Raw genomic sequence first — 20,869 nt, 5'->3', positions numbered from 1 at the left:
CCTAGTTAGACTCGTCACACTTCCCCCCTTCTTCAAGGAGTCTCTCTTGGCACTCTCATTTCCAACCCCGGCTCGGACCGTGTTCGCTGCGGCCGCCACGGTGGTTCTTGCCTTAAGCTCAGCGGGCTGCACTCCCTCTCCGGATGCACCTTCAAAGCCGGATGTGTTCACGGTCGCCGCGTCTGCTGCCATAACCACATGGGATCCCGTGCGTTCCTTTTCAACCGAGGCGCTGTACATGGGAAACGTCTATGAGCCCCTGCTATGGAAGAACCCTGAAGGCTCCGCCGAAGAATTCAAGCCGGCCATCGCCGAGTCTTGGAGCGCCAGTGAGGACGGAAAGGCATGGACCTTTAAGATCCGTTCAGGCGCAACCTTCCACGACGGCGAGCCCGTCAATTCTGCAGCTGTCAAGGCCAGCATTGACGCCGCAAGGGAGCGGGCAGCAGCATCCTTCATCTGGGCCCCGGTGGAGAGCATAGAAACCCCGGACGACTCAACTGTGGCTATCAATCTTAAATACGCTGCCCCGATGGACCTCGTAGCTTCCTCCACCTATGGCGCCTGGATCGTTTCCCCCAAAGCCCTGGCGGCATCGGCTGAGGACGAGAAGTACTTTGATGCCGGAATTGACGCGGGCTCCGGACCTTACACCATCGACTCCTACAAACCCGGCTCTGAGGTCGTGCTGAAAAGGTTCGATGCCCACTGGAACAAAGAAGAGGCCCCGCATTTCGACGTTGTGGACATCTCCATCACTCCGGATGCGGTAACGGCCCAGCAAATGTTGACCGCAGGAGAGGTCGATTATGCGACCAGCATCCCCGTGGAAAACGCCAAGACGCTGGCTAACGATCCGAAGTTCACGGTGAAAGACTTCAACTCACCCTTCAACTTCCTGGCCATGTTTAACACCAGCCGTGCACCGCTGAATGACCCGGAGGTCCGCCGCGCGCTCAGCTACGCAATTCCGTACAAGGAGATCATCGACATCGGAGGGCAGGGCTACGGTACGCAGTCCCACGGCCCTGCTCCCAAGGGCATATTCCCGTACAGCGAGGATGTCCCGCAGTACTCCCAAGACTTGGAAAAGGCCAAGCAACTGTTGGCCTCAGCTGGTCATGCCGACGGCCTGAAGCTCACTCTTAGCTATGCCTCCGAAAACCCTGCAGAAGCCCGCTTTGTGCCACTGATCAAGGATGCGTTCGCCAAGATCGGTGTGGAACTGGACGTCAAGGCCCAGTTGTTCAACCAGCAGTGGGATGCCGCCAAGGCCGATCCCGCAACAGCTCAGGACATTTTTGTGTTGTACTACTGGCCGACCTACAGCGACGCCGGCAGTGACAACCTCACCACACTGTTCCATTCCAGCGAAAAGCCATCCTTCAACTTGAGCTACTGGAACTCCCCCGAGTACGACGCATTGGTGGATAAGGCGGCAACACTGACAGGAACGGACAGGTCTGCAGCCCAGGACCTCTATGAGGAAGCCATGCAGCTCCTCTATAAGGAAGCACCTGGGGCCTTCCTCTACGATGCCCGCGCAGTCTCCGTAGTTCCCACTGGACTGAACATTTCCCAGTTCAACGAAAATTATCCCTTCACAGTGTTCTTTGCATCCATCAAACCCTCTGCCTAGCTATCCCTTCAGAGACGCGGCCCGGGCTCGTTGAACCGGGCCGCGTCTCCCCTGTCCTGACCTTCATTCCATCACCAAGATAAGGAGAACCATGTTGCGCTTCGTCCTCAGACGGCTCATCACATCGGTGCTGGTTCTCGCCGTGCTCACAGCGATCGTCTTCGTACTATCCCGTATCGTTCCCAGCGACCCTGCCGTCATTTATGCCGGCCCCAAGGCCCCACCGGCCGAGCTTGACCGGGTCCGCCAAGAGCTGGGTTTTGATCGTCCCATATTCATTCAGTACTTCGAATACTTGAGGAACCTGGTCACCGGCGACTGGGGGCATTCTCTTGCCACAAAACGCCCCGTATTGGACGAGCTGTTCACCCGCCTTCCGGCCACATTGGAACTCATCGGGTTTGCCATAGTCCTGGCTGTTATGGCGGGGATCATCCTTGGCGTGGTGGCCTCCCGCCGCCCCGGCGGATTCCTCGACGGAGCAATCCGTTTCCTCTCTATCGGAGGGATTTCAGTGCCGGCCTTCTGGCTCGGACTGCTCCTTCAACTCCTGTTCGTTGGGGGGCTGGGAATACTTCCAGCAACGGGGCAATTCAGCAACTCCATCAAATACTCCAACCCCATTAGTCACGTGACCGGTCTTCCCCTGTTAGACAGCATGATCACCGGCAACGGCGTGGCCTTCACCGACGGGTTGCAGCACATGATCCTGCCGGCCCTCACCCTGGCCGCATACCCTCTCGGACTCGTTGCACGAATGACAAGGGCCGCCATGCTCGATGTCATGAACCAGGATTACATCTTCACCGCCCGGGCCTACGGTCTAAGGGAGTCCGCCATCCGGTGGCGCCTCGCCCTGAAAAATGCTCTGCCACCAGTCCTGTCTATCGCCGGAATGGCTGCAGCCTACGCCCTGACCGGAACCTTCTTCGTCGAAGCTGTCTTCAACTGGCCAGGGATCGGGCAGTTCGCTACATCCTCCATGCTTGCAGTGGACTACCCGGCCATCATGGCAATTACACTCATGGGCGCCACAGCCTACCTGCTGGCCAACCTTCTGGTGGACATCCTGCAATCACGAATCGACCCCAGAGTGAGCATGTCATGAGCCCCACCACCCAAATCGCCGCCCCTAGCCTTTCCGGGACGACCGGAGAACAGCGAACCCTCACACCGATCAAGCTGCTCAAACAGACGTTGGGCCGTGACCGTTTGGCCGCCGTCGGCGCCATGATCATTATCCTTCTCGTAATCCTGGCTATTTTCGGGCAATGGCTGGCACCTTTCCCTGATCAGGGAATGGGTGCGACCAATGCCTCCGCCCGAAACCTCGCCCCCAACGCCTTAAACTGGCTAGGCACCGATCAACTCGGTCGTGACGTTCTCAGCCGCATCATCATGGGCGCGAACCCGGCGCTCACCATATCTTCCGTCGTTGTCGCGGCCGCTGCCCTCATCGGCATTCCCCTCGGCGCTGTCGCCGGATATTGCGGTGGCTGGCTTGACGAAGCCTTGATGCGTGTGACCGAGATCTTCCAGGCCTTCCCGCCTCTGCTCCTGGCCATGGTGACCGTTGCGATTCTTGGGCCCAGCCTGACCAACGCCGGCATCGCCTTGGCCATCAGCTGGTGGCCCTGGTATGCGCGCCTTGTGCGAGCGGAAGCAAAATCCCTTCGGGAACGCTCCTACGTCGAAGCAGCCCGCGCCATGGGCATTCCGCAACTGCTCATCATCAGCCGCCATATACTTCGCAACTGCATGACGCCCATCCTCGTCCAAGCAACCGTTGACATCGGTACTGTGATCCTGGCCGCCGGATCCCTGGCATTCATCGGTCTTGGAACTCAGCCGCCCTTGCCCGACTGGGGCCTGATGGTGGCCGAAGGACGAGGACTTATATTCAGCTCCTGGTGGATAGCCACCTTTCCGGGGCTGGCCATCTTTGTGGCCGTCCTGGGATTCAACCTCCTCGGAGATTCGCTGCGCGACCTCCTTGACCCCAGGCAGGTAAAGCGATGACACACGTACTTAGCATCCGCGACCTAAACGTCGAATTCACCGACCGGGGGAAGGTTACCAACCGCCCCGTCCGCGGGATCGACCTTGATGTTTCCGCGGGTGAAATCCTCGGCCTGGTAGGTGAAACGGGCTGCGGTAAGTCCCTCACAGGACTTGCAGCCTTGGGGATCCTTCCCCGCGGTGCACGGCGCACGGGGCAAGTGAGCATCAGCAATGATCCCTTACACGCCTCCTCGGAACCAGGCGGGCCAGTGGCCATCGTGTTCCAAAACCCCGGAACTGCCTTCAACCCMGTCTTCACGCTTGGCCGCCAACTCAGCGATGTCCTGAGCCGGCACCGACAGATCTCAAGGCCCGAAGGCAAAGTTGAAATCATACGACACCTGAGCCTGGTCGGCCTTCCCGACCCCGAACGTGTCTACCGCAGTTATCCGCATCAATTGTCCGGCGGGATGCTGCAGCGGGCCATGATTGCCATGGCTCTGCTGCGCCAGCCCCGGCTGTTGATACTGGATGAGCCGACGACGGCCCTGGACGTCACTGTCGCCCGGCAAATTTTGGTCCTGATTGACGAACTCCGGCACAAGTTTGGGTTCGGTGTGCTGCTCATCAGCCATAACCTTGGCATCATTCGCGATGTATGTGACCGGGTGGCGGTCCTCTACGCAGGCAGGGTGATCGAAACCGGAACTGTCGAAGCGGTCATGAACAACCCATGCCACCCCTACACCCGCGGCCTTCTGGGCGCCCTCCCAGCAGGGCGAACCCACGGCCAGCGACTGAATGCCATCCCTGGAACAGTGCCGGGAAACCTCCTCTCCCTCACCGGGTGCGCCTTCAGAAACCGTTGCTTGCATGCAGTCACCGACTGCTCCCTCACCGACCCGCTCCTCACCGAGACAGGACCACACCAGGCAGTCGCCTGCCTCCAGGAAGCCGAACTATGACCAACGTTCTCACCCTCGAAAACATCGTCAAAACGTTCCCGCACCATAGAAGAGTCTTCACCGCAGTCAACGACGTCTCCCTCAACATCCAGGAAGGCACCGTCTACGGCCTGGTCGGAGAATCCGGCTCTGGCAAAAGTACCCTGGCCCGCTGTGCCATGCAGCTAATGCGGTCAACATCCGGGCGGGCCATCTTTGAAGGACAAGACCTCGGCATGCTCGCACCCAAGGCACTGCGCACTGTCCGTTCGCGAATGGGAATAGTACTGCAGAATCCCGTGGCGGCCTTGAACCCACGCATGACCATCGGGGCTTCAGTGGCAGAGCCACTACGGACCCACACTTCCCTGAAGGGGCAGAGGCTCCAAGCAAGAGTAAACAATCTGCTTGACGAGGTCGGGCTGGGAGCCGAACACGCACACAGGCTCCCACACCAACTCTCCGGAGGACAATGCCAACGCGTCGGCATAGCACGCGCTCTGGCCACCTCGCCCCGTCTCCTGATCCTGGATGAACCCACCAGCGCTCTTGATGTTTCCGTCCAGGCCCAGATTTTGAACCTGCTCCAGGACTTGCAGCAACAAAAAGGGCTGACGTATCTGCTGATCTCTCACGATCTCGACGTCGTCCGCTACCTTAGCGATGACGTTGCGGTCATGAAGACCGGAAAGATCGTAGAAAGCGGACCAGCCGAGCGGATCTTCACCAACCCACAGCACGACTACACCCGCAAACTCCTCGAGGCAGCCCCAGGACATGGCCAACCAGAGATTGCAAACGCCCACACCCTTAACACGCAAGGCAGCGACTAGAACATGCCAGAGACAACAGCAAGTGGTTTCCTCCTTACAAATCCCGGTAGGATCGACCGCTACACAGGCCAGGACTTCAACGGGAACGTCACCCTGGACAACTGGCAGGAAAGTCCATTCAACCGCTGGGGCTTCGCTCACATCAGTGAACTCATCACCACCGCAACGATCCGTCGGGACAGCTCATCCCAGCCGCCTACTGGAATCGCTCCAGTCACCACCGAACACGCAGAGAAATGGCGCAGTGTTGACCAGTTCCTGGAATCCACGCACACAGATGCCATCGTGGTCCTCCAGCACGGGAACGTGGTCATGGAACGCTACTTTGGCGCTTTCCAGCCGCACGACCGGCACGTCCTGATGTCTGTTTCCAAATCCATCTGCGCGCTCACCATGGGCATCCTGGTAGGCCAGGAACTCATAGATACCCAACAAAGTGTCCGCCACTACGTGCCGGCGCTGAAGGAAAGCGCCTACGGAAACGCGACTGTCCGCCAAGTGCTCGACATGACCGCCGCCGTTCGCTACAGCGAGAACTACCTGGATGCAGACGCTGAAGTCCAGCAGCAGGACAGGGTCGCCGGCTGGCGTCCAAAGCTCGAGACAGATTCAAGGGACACCTACGAATTCCTCACACGGCTCCAACCTGCCGGCGAACACGGCAGATCATTCCAGTACTGCTCGGCTAGTACAGACGTGCTCGCATGGATCATTGAGAACGTCACCGGAAAGCGATACGCCGAAGTCCTCTCGGACGAACTATGGTCCCGGCTTGGGACCAGCGATGATGCACTCATCACCACCGATTCCGGGGGGTTCGCCTTTGCGAACGGAGGAATCGCCTGCACCGCACGGGACATGGCAAAAATCGGACAGCTAATGCTTGACGAGGGGAAAGCCAACGGGCAAACGGTAGTCCCGTCATGGTGGATCAAAGAGACGATGCGCGGCGGAGACCCGCAACTGGCGAGAGGAAGCGCCTATCAGCAGGTCCACCCCAACGGCTCATACCGAAACCAATGGTGGGTACCCGGAGATGGCCGAGGCACGGTCTACGCTGCAGGGATTCACGGCCAATTCATCTGGATTGACCCTGTCAGCGACACTGTAATAGCGAAGTTCTCCTCCTGCCCACAGCCGGTCGCGCTCGAACTCAGCCAGACGCATGCTGAAGGTTTCAGGCAAATGGTCAACATCCTGGAACACAGCAGTACCAGCTGACTTGCCTTCGGCAGTCGCGGAGTTCACTCTCTGGTTCGCGAGCAGCCTTTCCCGCAAGGTAGCCCGCTTTCCGTCCACATCTCAAGAAGGTTCCAGAGGACCTTGCAGCCGACGACGGCGGGACTTCGCCGCCGTCGTCGGCTGGTCGTCGCGGTCGTCATCATCGGAGAAGTCGATATCCCGGACAAATCTCGAGCCAAAAAGCAACCTGGTTTCAGGCTTCCCGCACCCTTTATGACAGTCAGATTCAACACCTGCCTCATCCGGGTAGGTGCTCGCGGTGGCAGCGACGGTAAACGCAAACCCGCCGTGGGCGACCGATGAGACGCCTTGGGAAGTAACGTCAGACGGGATCGGCCAGAGGCTGCAGGTCCTTGGCTGTAACCTCTTCGACCGCCGGTTGGTTGTCCATGCCAGCGAGGCCGATGAGTGTGACCACTGCTGCAACAGCGGCAGCGATCGCACCGATCAGGAAGGCCAACTGGAATCCACTGCCCAATACCGTCAGGGCAACCTCGTGCGCACCAGCCGGGAGGGTGGGAACACTATTGACGGCAATTGCTCCACCGGCCTGGGCGATACCCAGAACCGGGCCTGCCTGCTCCGCCGGGAGGTTCAGCGCGCCCAAAGCTGGAATCAGCTGGCTGTTGGCCGTCCCGAAAGCGATTGCACTGCCAATGACCGGGCCGAGCGCGAAACCGAGATCGCGAACAAGGTTCGTCGTGGCGCTGCCCATCCCGGCAAGGGACTTCGGCACGGTGTTCACAGATACCTCCGAAATGGACGCGATGGTCAGGGCCCAGCCAACACCGATGAACGCCCCCGGAAGGAAGAACTTCGTCCAGTCAAAGTCGTGCGGGTCAAATCCGACCGCGATAAAGCCACCAACGGCGATCAACGCGAACCCGAGACTGAGAAGCCACCGTGGACTGACGGAGTGCAGGAGCCTGCCAACGACCGGGGCGAAGACGAAGGACGGGCCCTGCATCACGAGCCAAATGACCCCGATGTAGACCGCATTCTGGTGCTGCAGCACGCCAAGCCAAACGCTGGTGGAGAAACAATATATGAGAAATCCAAAGGTACCGATCACAGTTACGATGCCAACAATCGAGAATGAACGAATCCTGAACATGCCCAGGTGCAGCAGTGGCGAAGGTGTTCGCAATTCGATGATGATGAAAGAGGCCAGCAGGACAGCCGCGACGAGGTAGCCGATGATGATCTCCGGTTGGCTCCAGCCGACCTCGGATCCCTGCACTGTCGCCCAAAGGGCCACGGTCAGGCCCACTGCAAACGTCACCTGTCCGGGAAGATCCAGCTTTCGGCCCATAGGCGCCGACGAATCCGTTGCCCGGATAACCAAAGCAAGCGTAATCACTGCGCCGACCGCGATCAGCACATAGCCGCCCTGCCACCAGCCCGCGTTTGCGAACGCCCCGGCAATGATGGGACAGATGGCACCGCCAAGGGAGAGAAATCCTGCCCAGGCCGCGATGCCTCGGGTCCGCTGGACTGGTGTGTGCACGACGGCGGCCACCATCGCCAACGACGTCGGATACAACGCGCCCGCACCCAGGCCGTTCAGTGCAGCGCCAAGCCACATCACTTCAACCGTCGGAGCCAACACCGAGGCTACGCTTCCAGCCAGAAGGAGCAGCGACCCCAGATACATGAGCCTCTTTCGCCCAAAGATGTCACCGATGGCTCCGAAGGTTAGCTCGAAGACGACAACCGGAATCAGGAATGCTGCGGTGATCCAGGTGAGCTGCGAAGCGTGGGCGTGAAAGTGCTGCTGCAGAACACCGTTCAGTGATCCGGGTATGACGTTCGCAATCGAGGAGACGAACGGTGCGGCAAAGGCTGCGGTAAGGGTCGCGCCCACACGAACCTGGATGCCGGGCGGGTACGGCTCAGGACCTTGATTCGATGGTTTGCCAAGTTGATTCGGATAAGTCACGTGGAACTCCTTTGTTCACGGAAATGGGTGACGTAAAACCCGCCGGGCCGATGCAGCGCGACGCCCCAGCCCGAATATATACGGTTCGTATCGTATTGACAATGCCTCAAGGGCGGGCCTGTCTGCCAAACCCGGCCGGGCTATCCCAGATGCAGCTGGCGAGGGCTGGCGTGATTTACGCCTTCGGGCGCGGGCTCCCGGGCAGGCAAAGAGGAAGGGATTGACGCTGTCAGCGCCAATCCCTTCCTGTGTTTGTTCCTTATCCAGCTATGCGCGGACGCCTTCCAGCACTGCCCTTAGCGTCTGGTCCGTCATCTTTCGGTCTAGTGGTCCAGTCTGAAGCAACAACCGAAAATAGATTGGCGAGTAGAGAAGTTCAGTCACAACCATGGCAGGTATGTCACTCCTGATCGACCCCTCCTGGACCGCCCGCTCAATGAGGGCAAGCGCGGCTTCCAAACGGTGATTCCAGAATCGGTCCTTGAACTCGGCCATGGCAGCCGGATCGTACTGGCACTCCGCGATCAGCTGGGCGACGAGGTGGCCCTCACGGCCGCCATAAACCTCAGCCAGTGAGCCAAGATGCTCTTTGAGTGCCTCGATCGCCGGAACATCCTCCAGTATGGGAGTACGCGCGATGTGGTTGTCGAGGAAGGTGTCAATCACGACCGCAGCCTTGCTGGGCCACCACCTGTAAATCGTTGTCTTGCTTACGCCCGCCTCCCGGGCGACACGCTCAATCGATAGCTTTTGGACGGTCAAGGCACCAGGTTTTCTGTCATCAAGCAACGCCATGGTGGCGTCGAGGATCGCTCTTTGACTCTGCTCGCTTCTAATCGCCATACGATGACTCTAATACGTGATCCATCCAATACGAAACGTTCACGATAGTCCGGCAGCACTCTGACGAGCTGTCATGAAGGTCGCGTTTGCGCTGTTCGAAGTACCCGCTGAGCCTTCGCCTGACGGGCCAGGGGGACGTGCTTGTTATTCAGACCTGGAACGAATTCGCGTTCGCACAATTCCTGACGTCCATCGACGCCCGCACCTTCCCGACAACCGTCAACTTCTTCATCTCGATCGCGGGAACAGATTTCGGCCAGATGGCCGCCGCGGCAACGGTGGGAACAATCCCGATCCTGGTCCTCGCGATCATCTTCCAGCGCCGGCTCATCTCAGGACTGTCCTATGGCGCCGTCTAAACCCGCCATCCCCAAATCGTTCCACCATTGAGAAGACAAAGAGTAGGACACCCATGCCATCCCCCGTGTCACTTGGCGCAGCACACGCCTCAGTCCTGGCCTTCGACGTCGGCGGTTCGTTCATCAAAGCCGCGTTGATCGATACCAACGGCGACGTGCGGGGCTCCCGCAGCGTAGCCACCCCACTGCACCCAACACAACCGGCAGAGACAATACTGGACCGGATCGCAGAGCTCGCCCGCGAGCTACAAGCAGAACACCCCCACACGGAGGTCCATGCAGCAGGGCTAACGGTACCGGGCATCGTAGACGCTGCCACAGGGACCGGCATCTACTCCGCCAATCTAGGATGGCGCGATTTCCCCTTTACCACCCAAGCGCAGTCGAGGCTGGGCATGCCCGTGGCTTTCGGCCATGACGTGGCCGCGGCAGGGACAGCCGAACTACACATGCACCAAACACCCGGCTACCACGATGCCGCAGTCCTTGTCATCGGCACAGGAATTGCCGCCGCAGTGTTCTCCGGCGGCAAACCCGTGACCGCCGGAGGCTACGCCGGGGAAATAGGCCACGCACTGGTCCCGGACCCTTCCGGCGGAACGACCATACTTGAAGCCCTCGGTTCAGCAGGAGCCATCGCACACCGCTACACAGCAATAAGCGGCAACACGGTGGACGGCGCGAAAGCTGTACTCTCTCTCGCCACCAAAGGCGACCCGGTCGCCCAGCAAGTCTGGAAAGAAGCAGTACAGGCACTGGCCTTCAGTATCAGCCAGTGCATCAGCATCCTGGGCACGGAGGTCTTCGTCGTCGGTGGCGGACTCTCCCAAGCGGGGGAAGCCTTGCTTGTCCCCTTACGAAAAGCGGTCGAGGAACTACTGACCTTTCATCGCCGCCCCCACATTCTCCCAGCAACCCTTGGCCAAGACGCAGGATTGATCGGAGCAGCGCTGTACGCCAGGGCAATTTTGTGACTGGTTCTTCCTAAGTCCATGGGCTGCCATCACGGAATACTAACGGAGGGGTTCGTGGAGTCGTTGCGGGGTCAGTTTCCAAAGCCGCAGCGCGAAGTGCACGTCGACGCGGCGTGACGGCGTTCGCCACTGCGGGCCGAGCAGGGAGTCGATCCGCTCGAGCCGTTGCTTAACGGTGTTCTGGTGGATGTGCAGCTGCGCAGCCGTGGTTTGGAGACGACTCCCGGTCTCGAGGTATGCCCAGAGCGTGCCAAGCAGTTCAGTTCGGTGCGCCCGGTCGTAGTCCTGAACAGGGCCGAGCGTTCGTTCGATGATCCGCGCTGCGGTTGCAGCGCTGTCATGGCTGAGCATGATTCCGGCAATACCCAGATCGTTGAGGTCGGCAAACCCGCGTCGCCAGCCGAGTTCTTTGGCGGCCGTAACCACTTCTGAGGCCTCATTATGGGCCTCACGGACACTGGTGATGGTGCCGCCGGTCGCTGTTGCATGCCCAATTACTGCGGACAGCCCATCCTCATGCAGGATCTGGTCCAGTTCTTCGGCCAAGGCTGCCGCGCTCGACGTCGTCACGACGCAGATGTGGCCCATGTGGGACGAAATGAGCATTGGAGCTTTTCGAAGTCTCTGTTGCACTATCGCAAGGGCAGCGTGCCGTACCGCAGGATCAACCAGGATGACCAGGACGGCGATCTTATTGCGGAGTTCAATGCCGTAGGCGACGAACCTGGCTCTCACAGCATGAGCCTGGTCCTCGGTTCGGCTGGCAAGCAGATCTTCCATGAGCGTTGATTGGGCGCGGTTGTTGGCATCGACGAGGGTGCGTTCGAACAGTAGCGCTGCGCTCACAAACACCGAACCCCGCTCAAGCAAGGCGATCTCTTTGCCGGCGGTACCGTTCATGACCAATGTCGCCAGGTGCTCGTTGCCGGCCGCGATGGCGACAACCGTGTAGGCATCACCTTTGTGGCGCACCGTCGCGGCACCTGCGCCGTGCAGGGACGTGTTGATTGCCGATTGCACACCCCAGTTTTCAAGTGCGGGCTTGTTCAGCGTCACGGAGCCGAAGCGGTGACGTCCTGCCGGGTCAAACAGTCCCAGGGGCCGCCCCGTTGCTTCTTCGAGCACTGCAATGACGCCCTCCGCGTTGACGGAGGCGACCATACTCCCCATCAGCCGCTCATCGAGTGCGAGCATTGCTTCCAGTTCCCGGGTCCGGCCGGCGTTGCTCGTATTTGTACTTCCTATCAGCGCCCTAAGCTGAGTAATCTCACTTCCCCGGCGGGTTTGTTCGAGTGCGAGGGCGGCTTGGGCTGCCATGTGCTCAAGGGCCCGTTGCCCGGCAGCCGGAAGGCTGGCCGGCGTACGATGTGCGACGAGCAGGGCACYGACGATCCGACCACCTACCCTAAGCGGCGCCCCGGCGATCGCCTTTACTCCTTCGAGGGCGACGATCTGGTCGATTGCGGGGATGTGGTTCATGTTTGGGTCAGCCAGGTAGTCAAGAGTGGAGGCGGTTGAACCGCCGGTGGCGACGGCTCCAAGTACCCCGGTGCCCAAGGGCATGCGAATGTTCCGATATTCCTCGGTACGCACGTTGTCCGTGACATGGATATACGTCTCCCCGGCAGGCAGGTCATTCAGGCTGAGGTATGCCATGTCGGCGCCTAAAAGCGTACGGGTGCGGCGCAGGATCCCCTTGAGGATGAGCGTACGATCGCGCACGCTTGCCAGATCCGTCGAGCTCTCGGTGGCGGCCATGAGGATTTCCGGGTCCCCCGGTGCCCTGAATTCCTGGATTCTGGACTCGGTCATACGGTGATTCTAAGCGCCATATGTCACTTCAGGCTATGCATTCGCCACTTATATATCCCTTGCCACCATGGTTTTGGTTCCCATGAACCTGCAGAGTGGGGGAACGGTAAAAGTTGCCGCTAACAACAAGGAGGTTGTTGTGACTGATATGCGGGTCCATATTCTGTCCACCGGGGTCATGGAGACCGACCTGACTTGGCTCCTGCTCAAAGGTGGGCGGACTATCCGCGACCGGCACCACAAAGAGGAGCCTGTCGTCTGGGGCGAATGCCCCACCCATGCTGTGCTCATCGAGCATCCTGAGGGGCGGATTCTGTGGGACACGGGCGTTCCCCGTGACTGGGAGCAGCGATGGGCGCCGACAGGGTTTCAGGACTTCTTTCCGGTACGTGAGCCAGTGGACGGACCGGGCTATCTGGACTCTTCTCTGGCTCAGCTGGAATTGACACCGGATGATATCGACATCCTGGTGCTCTCACACTTGCATTTCGACCATGCAGCAAACGCCTCGATGTTCGACAACGGCAAAACCCGGATCATCGCCAACAGCGCCGAGATCGCTGGCGCACGTGCCATTGAAGGCTATTCGAAGGGAGCGCACATCGTCTCGGACTACGAGTCGCTCGATCTGGAAGGGGTCAGCGGCGACGTGGAGATCGTGCCCGGCGTCAAGGCAATAGAGACCCCGGGCCACACCTGGGGAACCATGTCGTTGCAGCTTGATCTCAAGAACGAGGGGACGAAGATTTTCACCTCGGACGCGGTGTACCTTGCGGACAGTTGGGGGCCTCCCGCCGTGGGTGCGGCGATCGTTTGGGATAACGTTCGCTGGCTTGAGTCTGTCGAAAAACTCCGGGCCATCGCCGACCGGACGGGGGCGGAGGTTATCTTCGGCCACGACGGCGAACAGGCCAGGTCACTGCGATATGCACCCGATGGGTTTTACAGCTGAGCCGGCGCTGGGAGAGAGCACATGATCCTCTACGATTTCGCTTGCCAGAACGGGCACCACTTCGAGGCCGGCCTCGCGACAATGACATCAGCCAACCCGCCCTGTCCAGGGTGTGGGGCTAAGACCAGTAAGCGCCCTTCTCGGCTAAACATTGGAGGGCTCGCGTCCGCCGGACCCTCCCGGGAGCAGATGCCGCGTAGCTGGAACGCGGTCGGACAGGGCGACCGCGAAACGATCGCGCACTGGCACCGAGTTGCCGAGCGCCGTGAAGCACTCGAAGAACGCTACCCGGAACTGGCCGGTGACCGCCGCCCCATCCTCGCGCACGAAGGCATCTTTTCAGGCCGCCCACTGCGTGCCGGTGACGACATCGCCACTGCGGTAACTTCGGCCATCGCCGAAGGAGCAACCCCACATTCCCATCACCCCGCACCGACCCGGGGAAACATCGACATGAAAGCCACACCATGAAAATAACCGGAGCAGTCCTGGAAGAGATCGGCCGCCCAAGGCCTTTCGGAGTCTCCCGTCCTATCACCGTCAGCGAACTCGAACTCGATCCGCCGGGCCCAGGTGAGGTCCTGATCAAAATCGAAGCCGCAGGAATCTGCCACTCCGACCTGTCCGTCGTGGACGGCAACCGGGTTCGAYCGCTACCGATGCTGCTCGGCCATGAAGCTGCCGGCCGTGTCGTCAGTTGGGGGCCTGGAGTCGAGGACCTGGTCACTGGCCAGCGGGTCGTGATGGCCTTTCTTCCCCGATGCGGGGAATGCGCCAATTGCCGCACGAACGGGCGACTGCCCTGCACGCCCGGCTCGGGAGCGAACAATGCGGGAACCTTGCTTTCGGGTGGAACACGCCTGCATCGCGGCGGGCAGGATGTCTACCACCATCTGGGTGTGTCCGCGTTCGCAACCCACGCCGTCATCGATCGGCGCTCACTGGTGCCTGTTGACGACGACATCCCGCCGGAGATCGCCGCAGTCCTTGGATGCGCCGTGCTCACAGGGGGCGGGGCAGTCATCAACGCCGCCAAGCCCGAAGAGGGAGAAACCACCATAGTGGTGGGTCTCGGCGGAGTCGGAATGGCGGCGCTGCTCACCGCGGTTTCCCTCGGAAAAGGGGACGTCATCGGAGTGGACGCGGTCGTCGACAAGCTCGAACGAGCGACTGCTCTGGGCGCAAGCGCGGTCTACACGCCCGGTCAGGCCTTCGAAGCAGGGCTCAAGGCGCCGATCGTGATCGAAGCTGCCGGTAACGCCAGAGCCTTTGAAACTGCCGTGGCACTGACCGGCGTAGGTGGCCGGACCGTCACCGTTGGCCTTCCAGCACCAACTGCGGAAGCGGCGATCAAGCCGCTCGGACTCACGGCCGAGGCCCGCACGATCATTGGCAGTTACCTCGGTTCCGCCGTCCCTGCCCGTGACATCCCCGCCTTCGCGCAGCTCTGGCGTGAGGGGCGGCTACCCATCGAAGCACTGATTTCATCAACCATCACCCTCCAGGAAGTAAACCAAGCCATGGACGACCTCGCGGACGGCCTCGCAGTGCGACAAATCATCACGTTTGCGGCAACCGAAGCAGATCCCCGGTGAACGCGGCTTCGGAAATCTCCCTGCTGGACTCCTTACCAACCGGGGTCTTCAATGCTGGAAAGTGGCATGACGCCGCGACACGGCAACGTTTCGATGTTGAAGACCCTGCCACCGGGAAAGTCCTCACCACCGTCGCCGATGGATCCCCTGTGGACGGATTGGCAGCACTCGACGCGGCTGCGGCAGCCCAATCTGCCTGGGCCAGCACCCCCGCGCGCAGCCGCGCCGAAATCCTCCGAGCCGGCTTCGAAGCCGTCACTGCCCGCGCCGAGGACTTCGCTCTCTTGATGACAATGGAGATGGGCAAGTCCCTTACTGAAGCTCGCGGCGAGGTTGCCTACGGCGCAGAGTTCCTCCGCTGGTTCAGTGAAGAAGCAGCCCACATCTCGGGCCGGTATTCCCCATCGCCGGACGGGAATTCGCGCCTTCTGGTGACGAAGCGACCGGTCGGCCCCTGCTTGTTCATCACTCCGTGGAACTTTCCCTTGGCGATGGCGACACGGAAAGTCGCTCCTGCAATCGCGGCCGGCTGCACGATGGTGATCAAGCCGCCGGCCCTGACACCGCTGACGACGCTCCTCTTCGCGCAGGTCATGCACGAGGCAGGATTGCCGGCAGGTGTGCTCAACGTGGTGCCCACATCCTCGGCGGGAGCTGTGACGGGTCCCCTCATCGCAGATCCCCGGTTGCGGAAACTCTCGTTTACCGGTTCCACGGAAGTCGGGGTCCGCCTCCTGCAAGCGGCAGCGGGGACCGTGCTTCGAACCTCCATGGAACTTGGTGGAAACGCACCGTTCCTGGTGTTCGCCGACGCAGACCTCGACGCGGCAGTTGAAGGTGCCATCGCAGCCAAGCTCCGGAACGGCGGACAGGCCTGCACGTCGGCCAACCGGTTCTACGTTCACCTCAGCCTTGCCGATGTGTTCGCCAAGCGTCTGGCCTCCCGAATGTCCGAAATGACACTCGGTCGCGGGACGGAGGCCGGAGTTCAGATCGGACCGCTCATTGACGAGCACAGCCGCCAAAAAGTCGCAGACCTTGTCGATGACGCTGTCAGTAAGGGGGCACGCGTGTTCACCGGTGGAAGGATGCTGCCCGGACCCGGCTACTTTTACGAACCCACCGTCCTCACCGATGTGCCGGCCGAGGCGCGTGCACTAACAGAGGAGATCTTCGGACCGGTGGCCCCGATTGTTCCTTTCCACGACGAACAAGAGGCAATCAACCTCGCCAACGCGACCGCCTACGGGTTGATCTCCTACGTGTTCACCCGCGACATCAACCGGGTCCTTCGCCTATCCGAACAACTCGAGACCGGCATGCTCGGTGTGAACTCGGGCATCATCTCCAACCCCGCAGCGCCGTTCGGCGGTGTCAAGCAGTCAGGCCTCGGCCGTGAAGGCGGAGCCGAAGGAATCGAGGAATTCCTCGAGACCGTCTACATCGGACTGTCCAACCCCTTCGCCTGACCAACTCCCCCGCCAACTCCCTTGTACCAAGCTGAAAGAAAATCCCATGACGCTTCCCAGCACATCCATCAGCACAAAGACCCCCTGGCGTGTGCCACTCGCCAGCTTCGTCGGCACAACCATCGAATGGTATGACTACTACATTTTTGGCATCCTTGCCGCGACCGGGGTCTTCAGCAGACTGTATTTTCCCGAACAAGACCCAGCAACCGGTCTCCTTCTTGCCTTTGTCACCTACGCGGTGGGTTTCGTGGCCCGCCCCTTCGGGGGGATGTTCGCCGGTCACTTCGGAGATAAGATCGGCCGGAAACCCATGCTCGTTCTCTCCCTCCTGATCATGGGGGTCGCGACCCTTGCCATGGGACTCTTGCCGACCTACGCCCAGATCGGATTCTGGGCTCCCGTCCTGCTCACGATGTTGCGCCTGCTGCAAGGTTTCGGGGCAGGAGCAGAATGGGCGGGAGCGGCAGTTATTTCCATCGAGCACGCGCCTGCGGGCCGCAGTGGTTTGTTCGGGAGCTTCACCCAGATGGGCGTTCCCGCCGGAATGCTGCTCGCCAATTCCAGCGTCCTTGCCGTAAAAGCCTCAGTGCCCGCCGACATTTTCGACGCCTGGGCGTGGCGCATACCGTTCCTGCTCAGTGTCCTCCTGATCGTTACCGGCATGATCGTCCGTTCCAAGCTCGAGGACGCCGACGACTTCAAAGAACTCGTCGCGGCCAAGCAGACCTCGCAGAAACCCTTGGGTGAGGCACTGCAGAAAGAGGCCAAGGGCATTTGGCTCGTCGTCGGAATGCGTTTGGCAGAAAACTCCGCCTATTACCTCTACACCACCTTCTCCGTGGTCTACATCATGAAGACCTTCGGGACCGACCGCGCCAACCAGGGAACGATGTGGGTACTTATCGCCTCTGCGATTGGCATTATCGCCGTCCCACTCTGGGCCATCCTTTCCGACAAAATCGGCCGCAAGCCCGTCTACCTTGTCGGCGCCATAGGAGGACTCCTGTTCTTCCCGTTGTACTTCGTCATGACCGACACAGGCAGTGCGTTGTTGGCAACCCTCGCCATCATCATTGGCCTCGCTGTTTTCCACAACTCCATGTATGGGCCACAGGCAGCTTTCTTTGCAGAACTGTTCTCTACTAAATTGCGCTACAGCGGAGCCTCCATGGGTTATCAGTTCGGCTCGGTGCTCGCCGGTGGCGTCGCGCCGCTGGTCGCCGTCGCCCTCCTGAACGCCGGGAATGGTGAACCAGGATGGGTGATCCTGTACTTCAGCATCATTGGGATCATCACGGTGGTGTCCGCACTCCTCGCACCCGAAACCCGCAAGAAGTTCAGTCAGGGCACCGCAGAACCACGGAACCAGCAAGACAAGGCCGCACGGCAATTGACCGCACGGTGAAGGACCCGCGATCCGAGCTGATCTGGTGAAATACGATGGTGGAATGGTAACCAGCGTTGACGTGGCCCGTCATTTGGGATTGTCGCAGTCGACAGTGTCCCGTGCCCTTCGGGGCCATCCATCCGTTGCCCCTGCTACGAAAGCGCGGATTCTTTCGGTGGCGAGGGAGCTTGGGTACGTGCCTGATGCCGCTGCCCGGATGATGGTGACGCGGCGGACACACGCCGTCGGTGTGGTTGTTGCTGACCTGACCAGCCCTATTTATCCGGTCATTGTGGAGTCGTTGCAGAATCGGCTTCTTGAGCGCGGGTATCGGATGGTCCTCATCCGGGACCCGGACATTTCACCTGACCCTGAGGCAGTTGATGTCCTGGACAGTGCAACGGTGGACGGGATGATTTTTGTTTCGGCGCGGGAATCTTCTGCCGCCGTCCGCAGGGTGTTGGAGCGCGGGACACCGGCGGTTTTGCTTAGCCGTGACGATACGACTGTTGAGGTCGAGGCGGTCCTTGCCGATGACCGACGCGCTGGCGAGCTCGTCGTGGCCCATCTCGAAGGCCTGGGGCACAAGAGCATCGGCCTCCTGACCACGTTGAGGGACCGGTCCAATGGCCGGGACCGTGAGGACGGGTTCCGGGCGGCCATGGGACGGCGTGGACTTCAGGTTCGTGAGGACTGGATTCGGCATCTGAGACTAACCCATGAAGAAGGGGTCCGGGCCGCGCTGGAGTTGTTGGATACCCAGGACCGGCCGACGGCAATTTATTGCGTGACGGATGCTTTGGCGTTTGCCGTGTTGGACGCCGCTGCGCAACTGGGGATCAGTGTTCCCCAGCAGCTTTCCGTGGTGGGGTTCGATGACTCCGGGCCGGCGCGGTGGGCTTTCATCAACCTCACCACTGTGCATCAGCCGATCCCGGAAATGTCGTATCTGGCAGTGGACCGTCTTGCTGGGAGGATAGAAGGTGAGCCTCCCAGCGAAACGATGAAGACGGTGTTTCCCGTCCATATGCAGGTGCGGGGGACGACGGGCCCGCCCGCTTAGGCGGTGTTGCGGCCGCCGCTGAGGTCCAGTGTCTGGCCTGTCATGTAGCTGGCCTCGGTGGATAGCAGCCATGAGGCCAAAGCCGAGAATTCTTCCGGCAGCCCGACTCTTCCCATCGGAACCTTGGCAAGGAGTTGGGCGTTTCGTTCCGGGCTCAGGTCCTGAAGGAGCCGGGTTTTCATCATGGACGGGGCGATGGAATTGACCGTAACACCGTAAGGTGCCACCTCTTTCGCTGCCGTTTTCACCAGTGCGACCAGGCCCGCCTTGGAAGCCGAGTAGGCGGCCTGGTGCGGATTCCCTTCACGCGCGGAAATGGATGACAGGATGGCAATCCTGCCGTAGGCCTGCTTGGTGAGGACCGGCAGGATACTGGCCAGACCGTGGAGGCAGCCGTCCAGATTCACGCTCAGGGTTCTGGCCCATCCTTCTGCCGGCATCTCCGTCACGGGAACCTCCGGTCCCTGGATGCCATGGGCAAAGAGCGCCCCGTCGACCCTGCCGTACCGCTGCAGAACGGCCTGCACAGTATGGTCCCAGTCCTGCCGTTGGGTGACATTCAGGGCCATGCAGTTCGACGGACTGCTGCCATCACCCCGGCCGCCGGCATTGACATCCGTGCATACAACTGTGGCACCTTCGCGTGCCAGCCGGTCCGCGGTGTCCGAGCCGAGGCCGCCGGCGGCGCCGGTCACCAGGATCACCTGGTCCTGAAACCGACCGGGCCAATAGGTCTCCGGGGTGGCGGTTCGGGTTGTTTTTTCTTGGGTAAGTTCGCTCATGGTGTTCACTTCGTTTCGGTTTTCAGGGAGGTTCGGGTCAGCGTTGCGGCTGCCTCATGGAGGTGTTGGAGGTGGGCAAATGTGCCATGCGCCTCGACGGCCAGGACGTCAGGGACTTCGACGCTGATCGGCGTGTCCGGGAAAAGGTCCAGGATCTCCCCAAGGGGGAAGACACCCTCCCCTGGCGCTAGCCTCTTTGACCGGGATTCGATCTGCCGGGGGGATCCGTTGACGTCCTGTCCCAAGGGCATGGCACGCGGGACCGGCAAGTCCGGGGTGTCGGCTGGGCCGTCACACAGCTGGATGACAGTCACAGCCCCTGCAGGCAGATCCTCCAGTTCCGCAATCCGACCGCCGGCACGCACGAAGTGAAGAACATCGAGCATGATTCCGCATCCCGTCTGCTGGACAAGCAATCCCGCCGCAGGCACGGTTGCCAGGGGCTGGTAGGAGATCGGCTCAACGGAGGGCCTGATCCCGAACGCGCGGGCATCTTCGACCAGCGCCGCAAGGCTGTCCCTTAGCCTGCCCCCATCCGGATCACTTCCGATCACGTTCAGAACACTCGCACCCAGAGCAGCTCCCGCTTCAAGCACGGGCTCCCATTCGGCGCGTCCACGATTCCCGTTGAGCGTGAATACCTCCACATCACGCACCGCCACTCCCGTCCCTGCGAGACGATCAAGCGTGTGTACAAGCATGGTGGAGCCAACCGCCATGGGGTAGGTCGATTCGCCCTTGGTCGCCGGGTAAACGCGGATGCCGACAGAGGTGAAGCCGGCGTCAGCCGCAGCCTGGACCAGTTCGGGCGGACTCAGATGCAACGCTGACAAGTGGGCCAGACCAATGGTTCTGTTCATAACTTCCGTCCTGCTCAATGGGTGTTTGACCGCGATCCAACGATGCGCGTATGATCAAAATCACTAAATGACTGCGTAGTCATTAAAGCACTTATCCCACTCGCCGGCAAAGGTGCCGAGCTACAGAAAGGTTGCGGTGAACCGCAATGACGACTCCCCAAACCCCCAGCAC

19 protein-coding genes and 1 pseudogene are annotated in these 20,869 nt (G+C 60.6%); 14 read left to right on the top strand and 6 right to left on the bottom strand.

Going from position 1 to position 20,869, the window contains the following annotated elements:
* Nucleotides 1-46 precede the first annotated feature (46 nt).
* From AC1DCM_RS07355 to AC1DCM_RS07330, 6 genes are all read left to right on the top strand, one after another.
* Nucleotides 47-1,639, top strand: coding sequence for an ABC transporter substrate-binding protein (locus AC1DCM_RS07355; RefSeq protein ID WP_477517807.1), 1,593 nt, complete (start codon nucleotides 47-49; stop codon nucleotides 1,637-1,639).
* Nucleotides 1,640-1,730: 91 nt separating this feature from the next.
* Entirely contained in the window at nucleotides 1,731-2,747 is a 1,017-nt protein-coding gene (locus AC1DCM_RS07350) for an ABC transporter permease (protein ID WP_442005118.1), read from the top strand.
* Nucleotides 2,744-3,658, top strand: a complete 915-nt coding sequence (locus AC1DCM_RS07345; RefSeq protein ID WP_477517806.1) for an ABC transporter permease — start codon at nucleotides 2,744-2,746, stop codon at nucleotides 3,656-3,658. Before AC1DCM_RS07350 ends, AC1DCM_RS07345 begins: the two co-directional genes overlap by 4 nt.
* The gene (locus AC1DCM_RS07340) at nucleotides 3,655-4,605 is read left to right on the top strand and encodes an ABC transporter ATP-binding protein (RefSeq protein WP_477517805.1); all 951 of its coding nucleotides are present in this window, start codon (nucleotides 3,655-3,657) and stop codon (nucleotides 4,603-4,605) included. Before AC1DCM_RS07345 ends, AC1DCM_RS07340 begins: the two co-directional genes overlap by 4 nt.
* A complete protein-coding gene (locus AC1DCM_RS07335; protein WP_477517804.1) occupies nucleotides 4,602-5,417 on the top strand; it encodes an ABC transporter ATP-binding protein in 816 nt (271 codons plus the stop codon). Before AC1DCM_RS07340 ends, AC1DCM_RS07335 begins: the two co-directional genes overlap by 4 nt.
* A gap of 3 nt (nucleotides 5,418-5,420) precedes the next feature.
* A complete protein-coding gene (locus AC1DCM_RS07330; protein WP_477517803.1) occupies nucleotides 5,421-6,638 on the top strand; it encodes a serine hydrolase domain-containing protein in 1,218 nt (405 codons plus the stop codon).
* 343 nt (nucleotides 6,639-6,981) lie between these two features.
* Here the strand turns inward: AC1DCM_RS07330 and AC1DCM_RS07325 are convergent, their stop codons facing one another.
* From AC1DCM_RS07325 to AC1DCM_RS07315, 3 genes and pseudogenes are all read right to left on the bottom strand, one after another.
* Complete coding sequence (locus tag AC1DCM_RS07325; RefSeq protein WP_477517802.1) at nucleotides 6,982-8,598, bottom strand: MFS transporter; 1,617 nt, start codon at nucleotides 8,596-8,598, stop codon at nucleotides 6,982-6,984.
* Between the two features lie 267 nt (nucleotides 8,599-8,865).
* Nucleotides 8,866-9,264, bottom strand: coding sequence for a TetR-like C-terminal domain-containing protein (locus tag AC1DCM_RS07320; protein WP_477517824.1), 399 nt, complete (start codon nucleotides 9,262-9,264; stop codon nucleotides 8,866-8,868).
* A 9-nt stretch (nucleotides 9,265-9,273) separates the two neighbouring features.
* A pseudogene (locus AC1DCM_RS07315) lies at nucleotides 9,274-9,441 on the bottom strand (TetR/AcrR family transcriptional regulator); the annotation flags it as partial.
* Between the two features lie 137 nt (nucleotides 9,442-9,578).
* Here AC1DCM_RS07315 and AC1DCM_RS07310 point away from each other — a divergent pair.
* Both AC1DCM_RS07310 and AC1DCM_RS07305 read left to right on the top strand, forming a co-directional pair.
* Entirely contained in the window at nucleotides 9,579-9,800 is a 222-nt protein-coding gene (locus AC1DCM_RS07310) for a hypothetical protein (RefSeq protein WP_477517801.1), read from the top strand.
* 53 nt (nucleotides 9,801-9,853) lie between these two features.
* Nucleotides 9,854-10,774, top strand: a complete 921-nt coding sequence (locus AC1DCM_RS07305) for an ROK family protein (protein WP_477517800.1) — start codon at nucleotides 9,854-9,856, stop codon at nucleotides 10,772-10,774.
* Nucleotides 10,775-10,813: 39 nt separating this feature from the next.
* Here AC1DCM_RS07305 and AC1DCM_RS07300 read toward each other — a convergent pair whose 3' ends face one another.
* Entirely contained in the window at nucleotides 10,814-12,586 is a 1,773-nt protein-coding gene (locus tag AC1DCM_RS07300; RefSeq protein ID WP_477517799.1) for a helix-turn-helix domain-containing protein, read from the bottom strand.
* Between the two features lie 148 nt (nucleotides 12,587-12,734).
* On the opposite strand from AC1DCM_RS07300, the gene AC1DCM_RS07295 reads away from it, so the two are divergent.
* The 6 genes from AC1DCM_RS07295 to AC1DCM_RS07270 all read left to right on the top strand — a co-directional run bounded on the left by AC1DCM_RS07295 (nucleotide 12,735) and on the right by AC1DCM_RS07270 (nucleotide 19,055).
* The gene (locus AC1DCM_RS07295; RefSeq protein ID WP_477517823.1) at nucleotides 12,735-13,538 is read left to right on the top strand and encodes an N-acyl homoserine lactonase family protein; all 804 of its coding nucleotides are present in this window, start codon (nucleotides 12,735-12,737) and stop codon (nucleotides 13,536-13,538) included.
* Nucleotides 13,539-13,727: 189 nt separating this feature from the next.
* Nucleotides 13,728-14,009: a hypothetical protein gene (locus AC1DCM_RS07290; RefSeq protein ID WP_477517798.1), complete on the top strand. Its 282-nt coding sequence runs from the start codon at nucleotides 13,728-13,730 to the stop codon at nucleotides 14,007-14,009.
* The gene (locus AC1DCM_RS07285; RefSeq protein ID WP_477517797.1) at nucleotides 14,006-15,133 is read left to right on the top strand and encodes an alcohol dehydrogenase catalytic domain-containing protein; all 1,128 of its coding nucleotides are present in this window, start codon (nucleotides 14,006-14,008) and stop codon (nucleotides 15,131-15,133) included. Before AC1DCM_RS07290 ends, AC1DCM_RS07285 begins: the two co-directional genes overlap by 4 nt.
* Nucleotides 15,130-16,602 (top strand): NAD-dependent succinate-semialdehyde dehydrogenase, encoded by a 1,473-nt coding sequence (locus tag AC1DCM_RS07280; RefSeq protein ID WP_477517796.1) that lies wholly within the window; start codon nucleotides 15,130-15,132, stop codon nucleotides 16,600-16,602. The genes AC1DCM_RS07285 and AC1DCM_RS07280 overlap by 4 nt, the downstream gene beginning before the upstream one ends.
* A 46-nt stretch (nucleotides 16,603-16,648) precedes the next feature.
* On the top strand, nucleotides 16,649-18,010 hold the full coding sequence (locus AC1DCM_RS07275; RefSeq protein WP_477517795.1) for an MFS transporter: 1,362 nt from the start codon (nucleotides 16,649-16,651) through the stop codon (nucleotides 18,008-18,010).
* Between the two features lie 43 nt (nucleotides 18,011-18,053).
* A complete protein-coding gene (locus tag AC1DCM_RS07270) occupies nucleotides 18,054-19,055 on the top strand; it encodes a LacI family DNA-binding transcriptional regulator (protein WP_477517794.1) in 1,002 nt (333 codons plus the stop codon).
* Here AC1DCM_RS07270 and AC1DCM_RS07265 read toward each other — a convergent pair.
* On the bottom strand, nucleotides 19,052-19,837 hold the full coding sequence (locus AC1DCM_RS07265) for an SDR family NAD(P)-dependent oxidoreductase (protein ID WP_477517793.1): 786 nt from the start codon (nucleotides 19,835-19,837) through the stop codon (nucleotides 19,052-19,054). The two genes, AC1DCM_RS07270 and AC1DCM_RS07265, sit on opposite strands and share 4 nt — an antisense overlap.
* A 5-nt stretch (nucleotides 19,838-19,842) precedes the next feature.
* The gene (locus AC1DCM_RS07260; protein WP_477517792.1) at nucleotides 19,843-20,697 is read right to left on the bottom strand and encodes a sugar phosphate isomerase/epimerase family protein; all 855 of its coding nucleotides are present in this window, start codon (nucleotides 20,695-20,697) and stop codon (nucleotides 19,843-19,845) included.
* Nucleotides 20,698-20,869: the final 172 nt, after the last annotated feature.

The organism is Paenarthrobacter sp. 10N417 (assembly GCF_056394745.1).
This window is presented reverse-complemented; position numbering and strand designations above follow the sequence as displayed.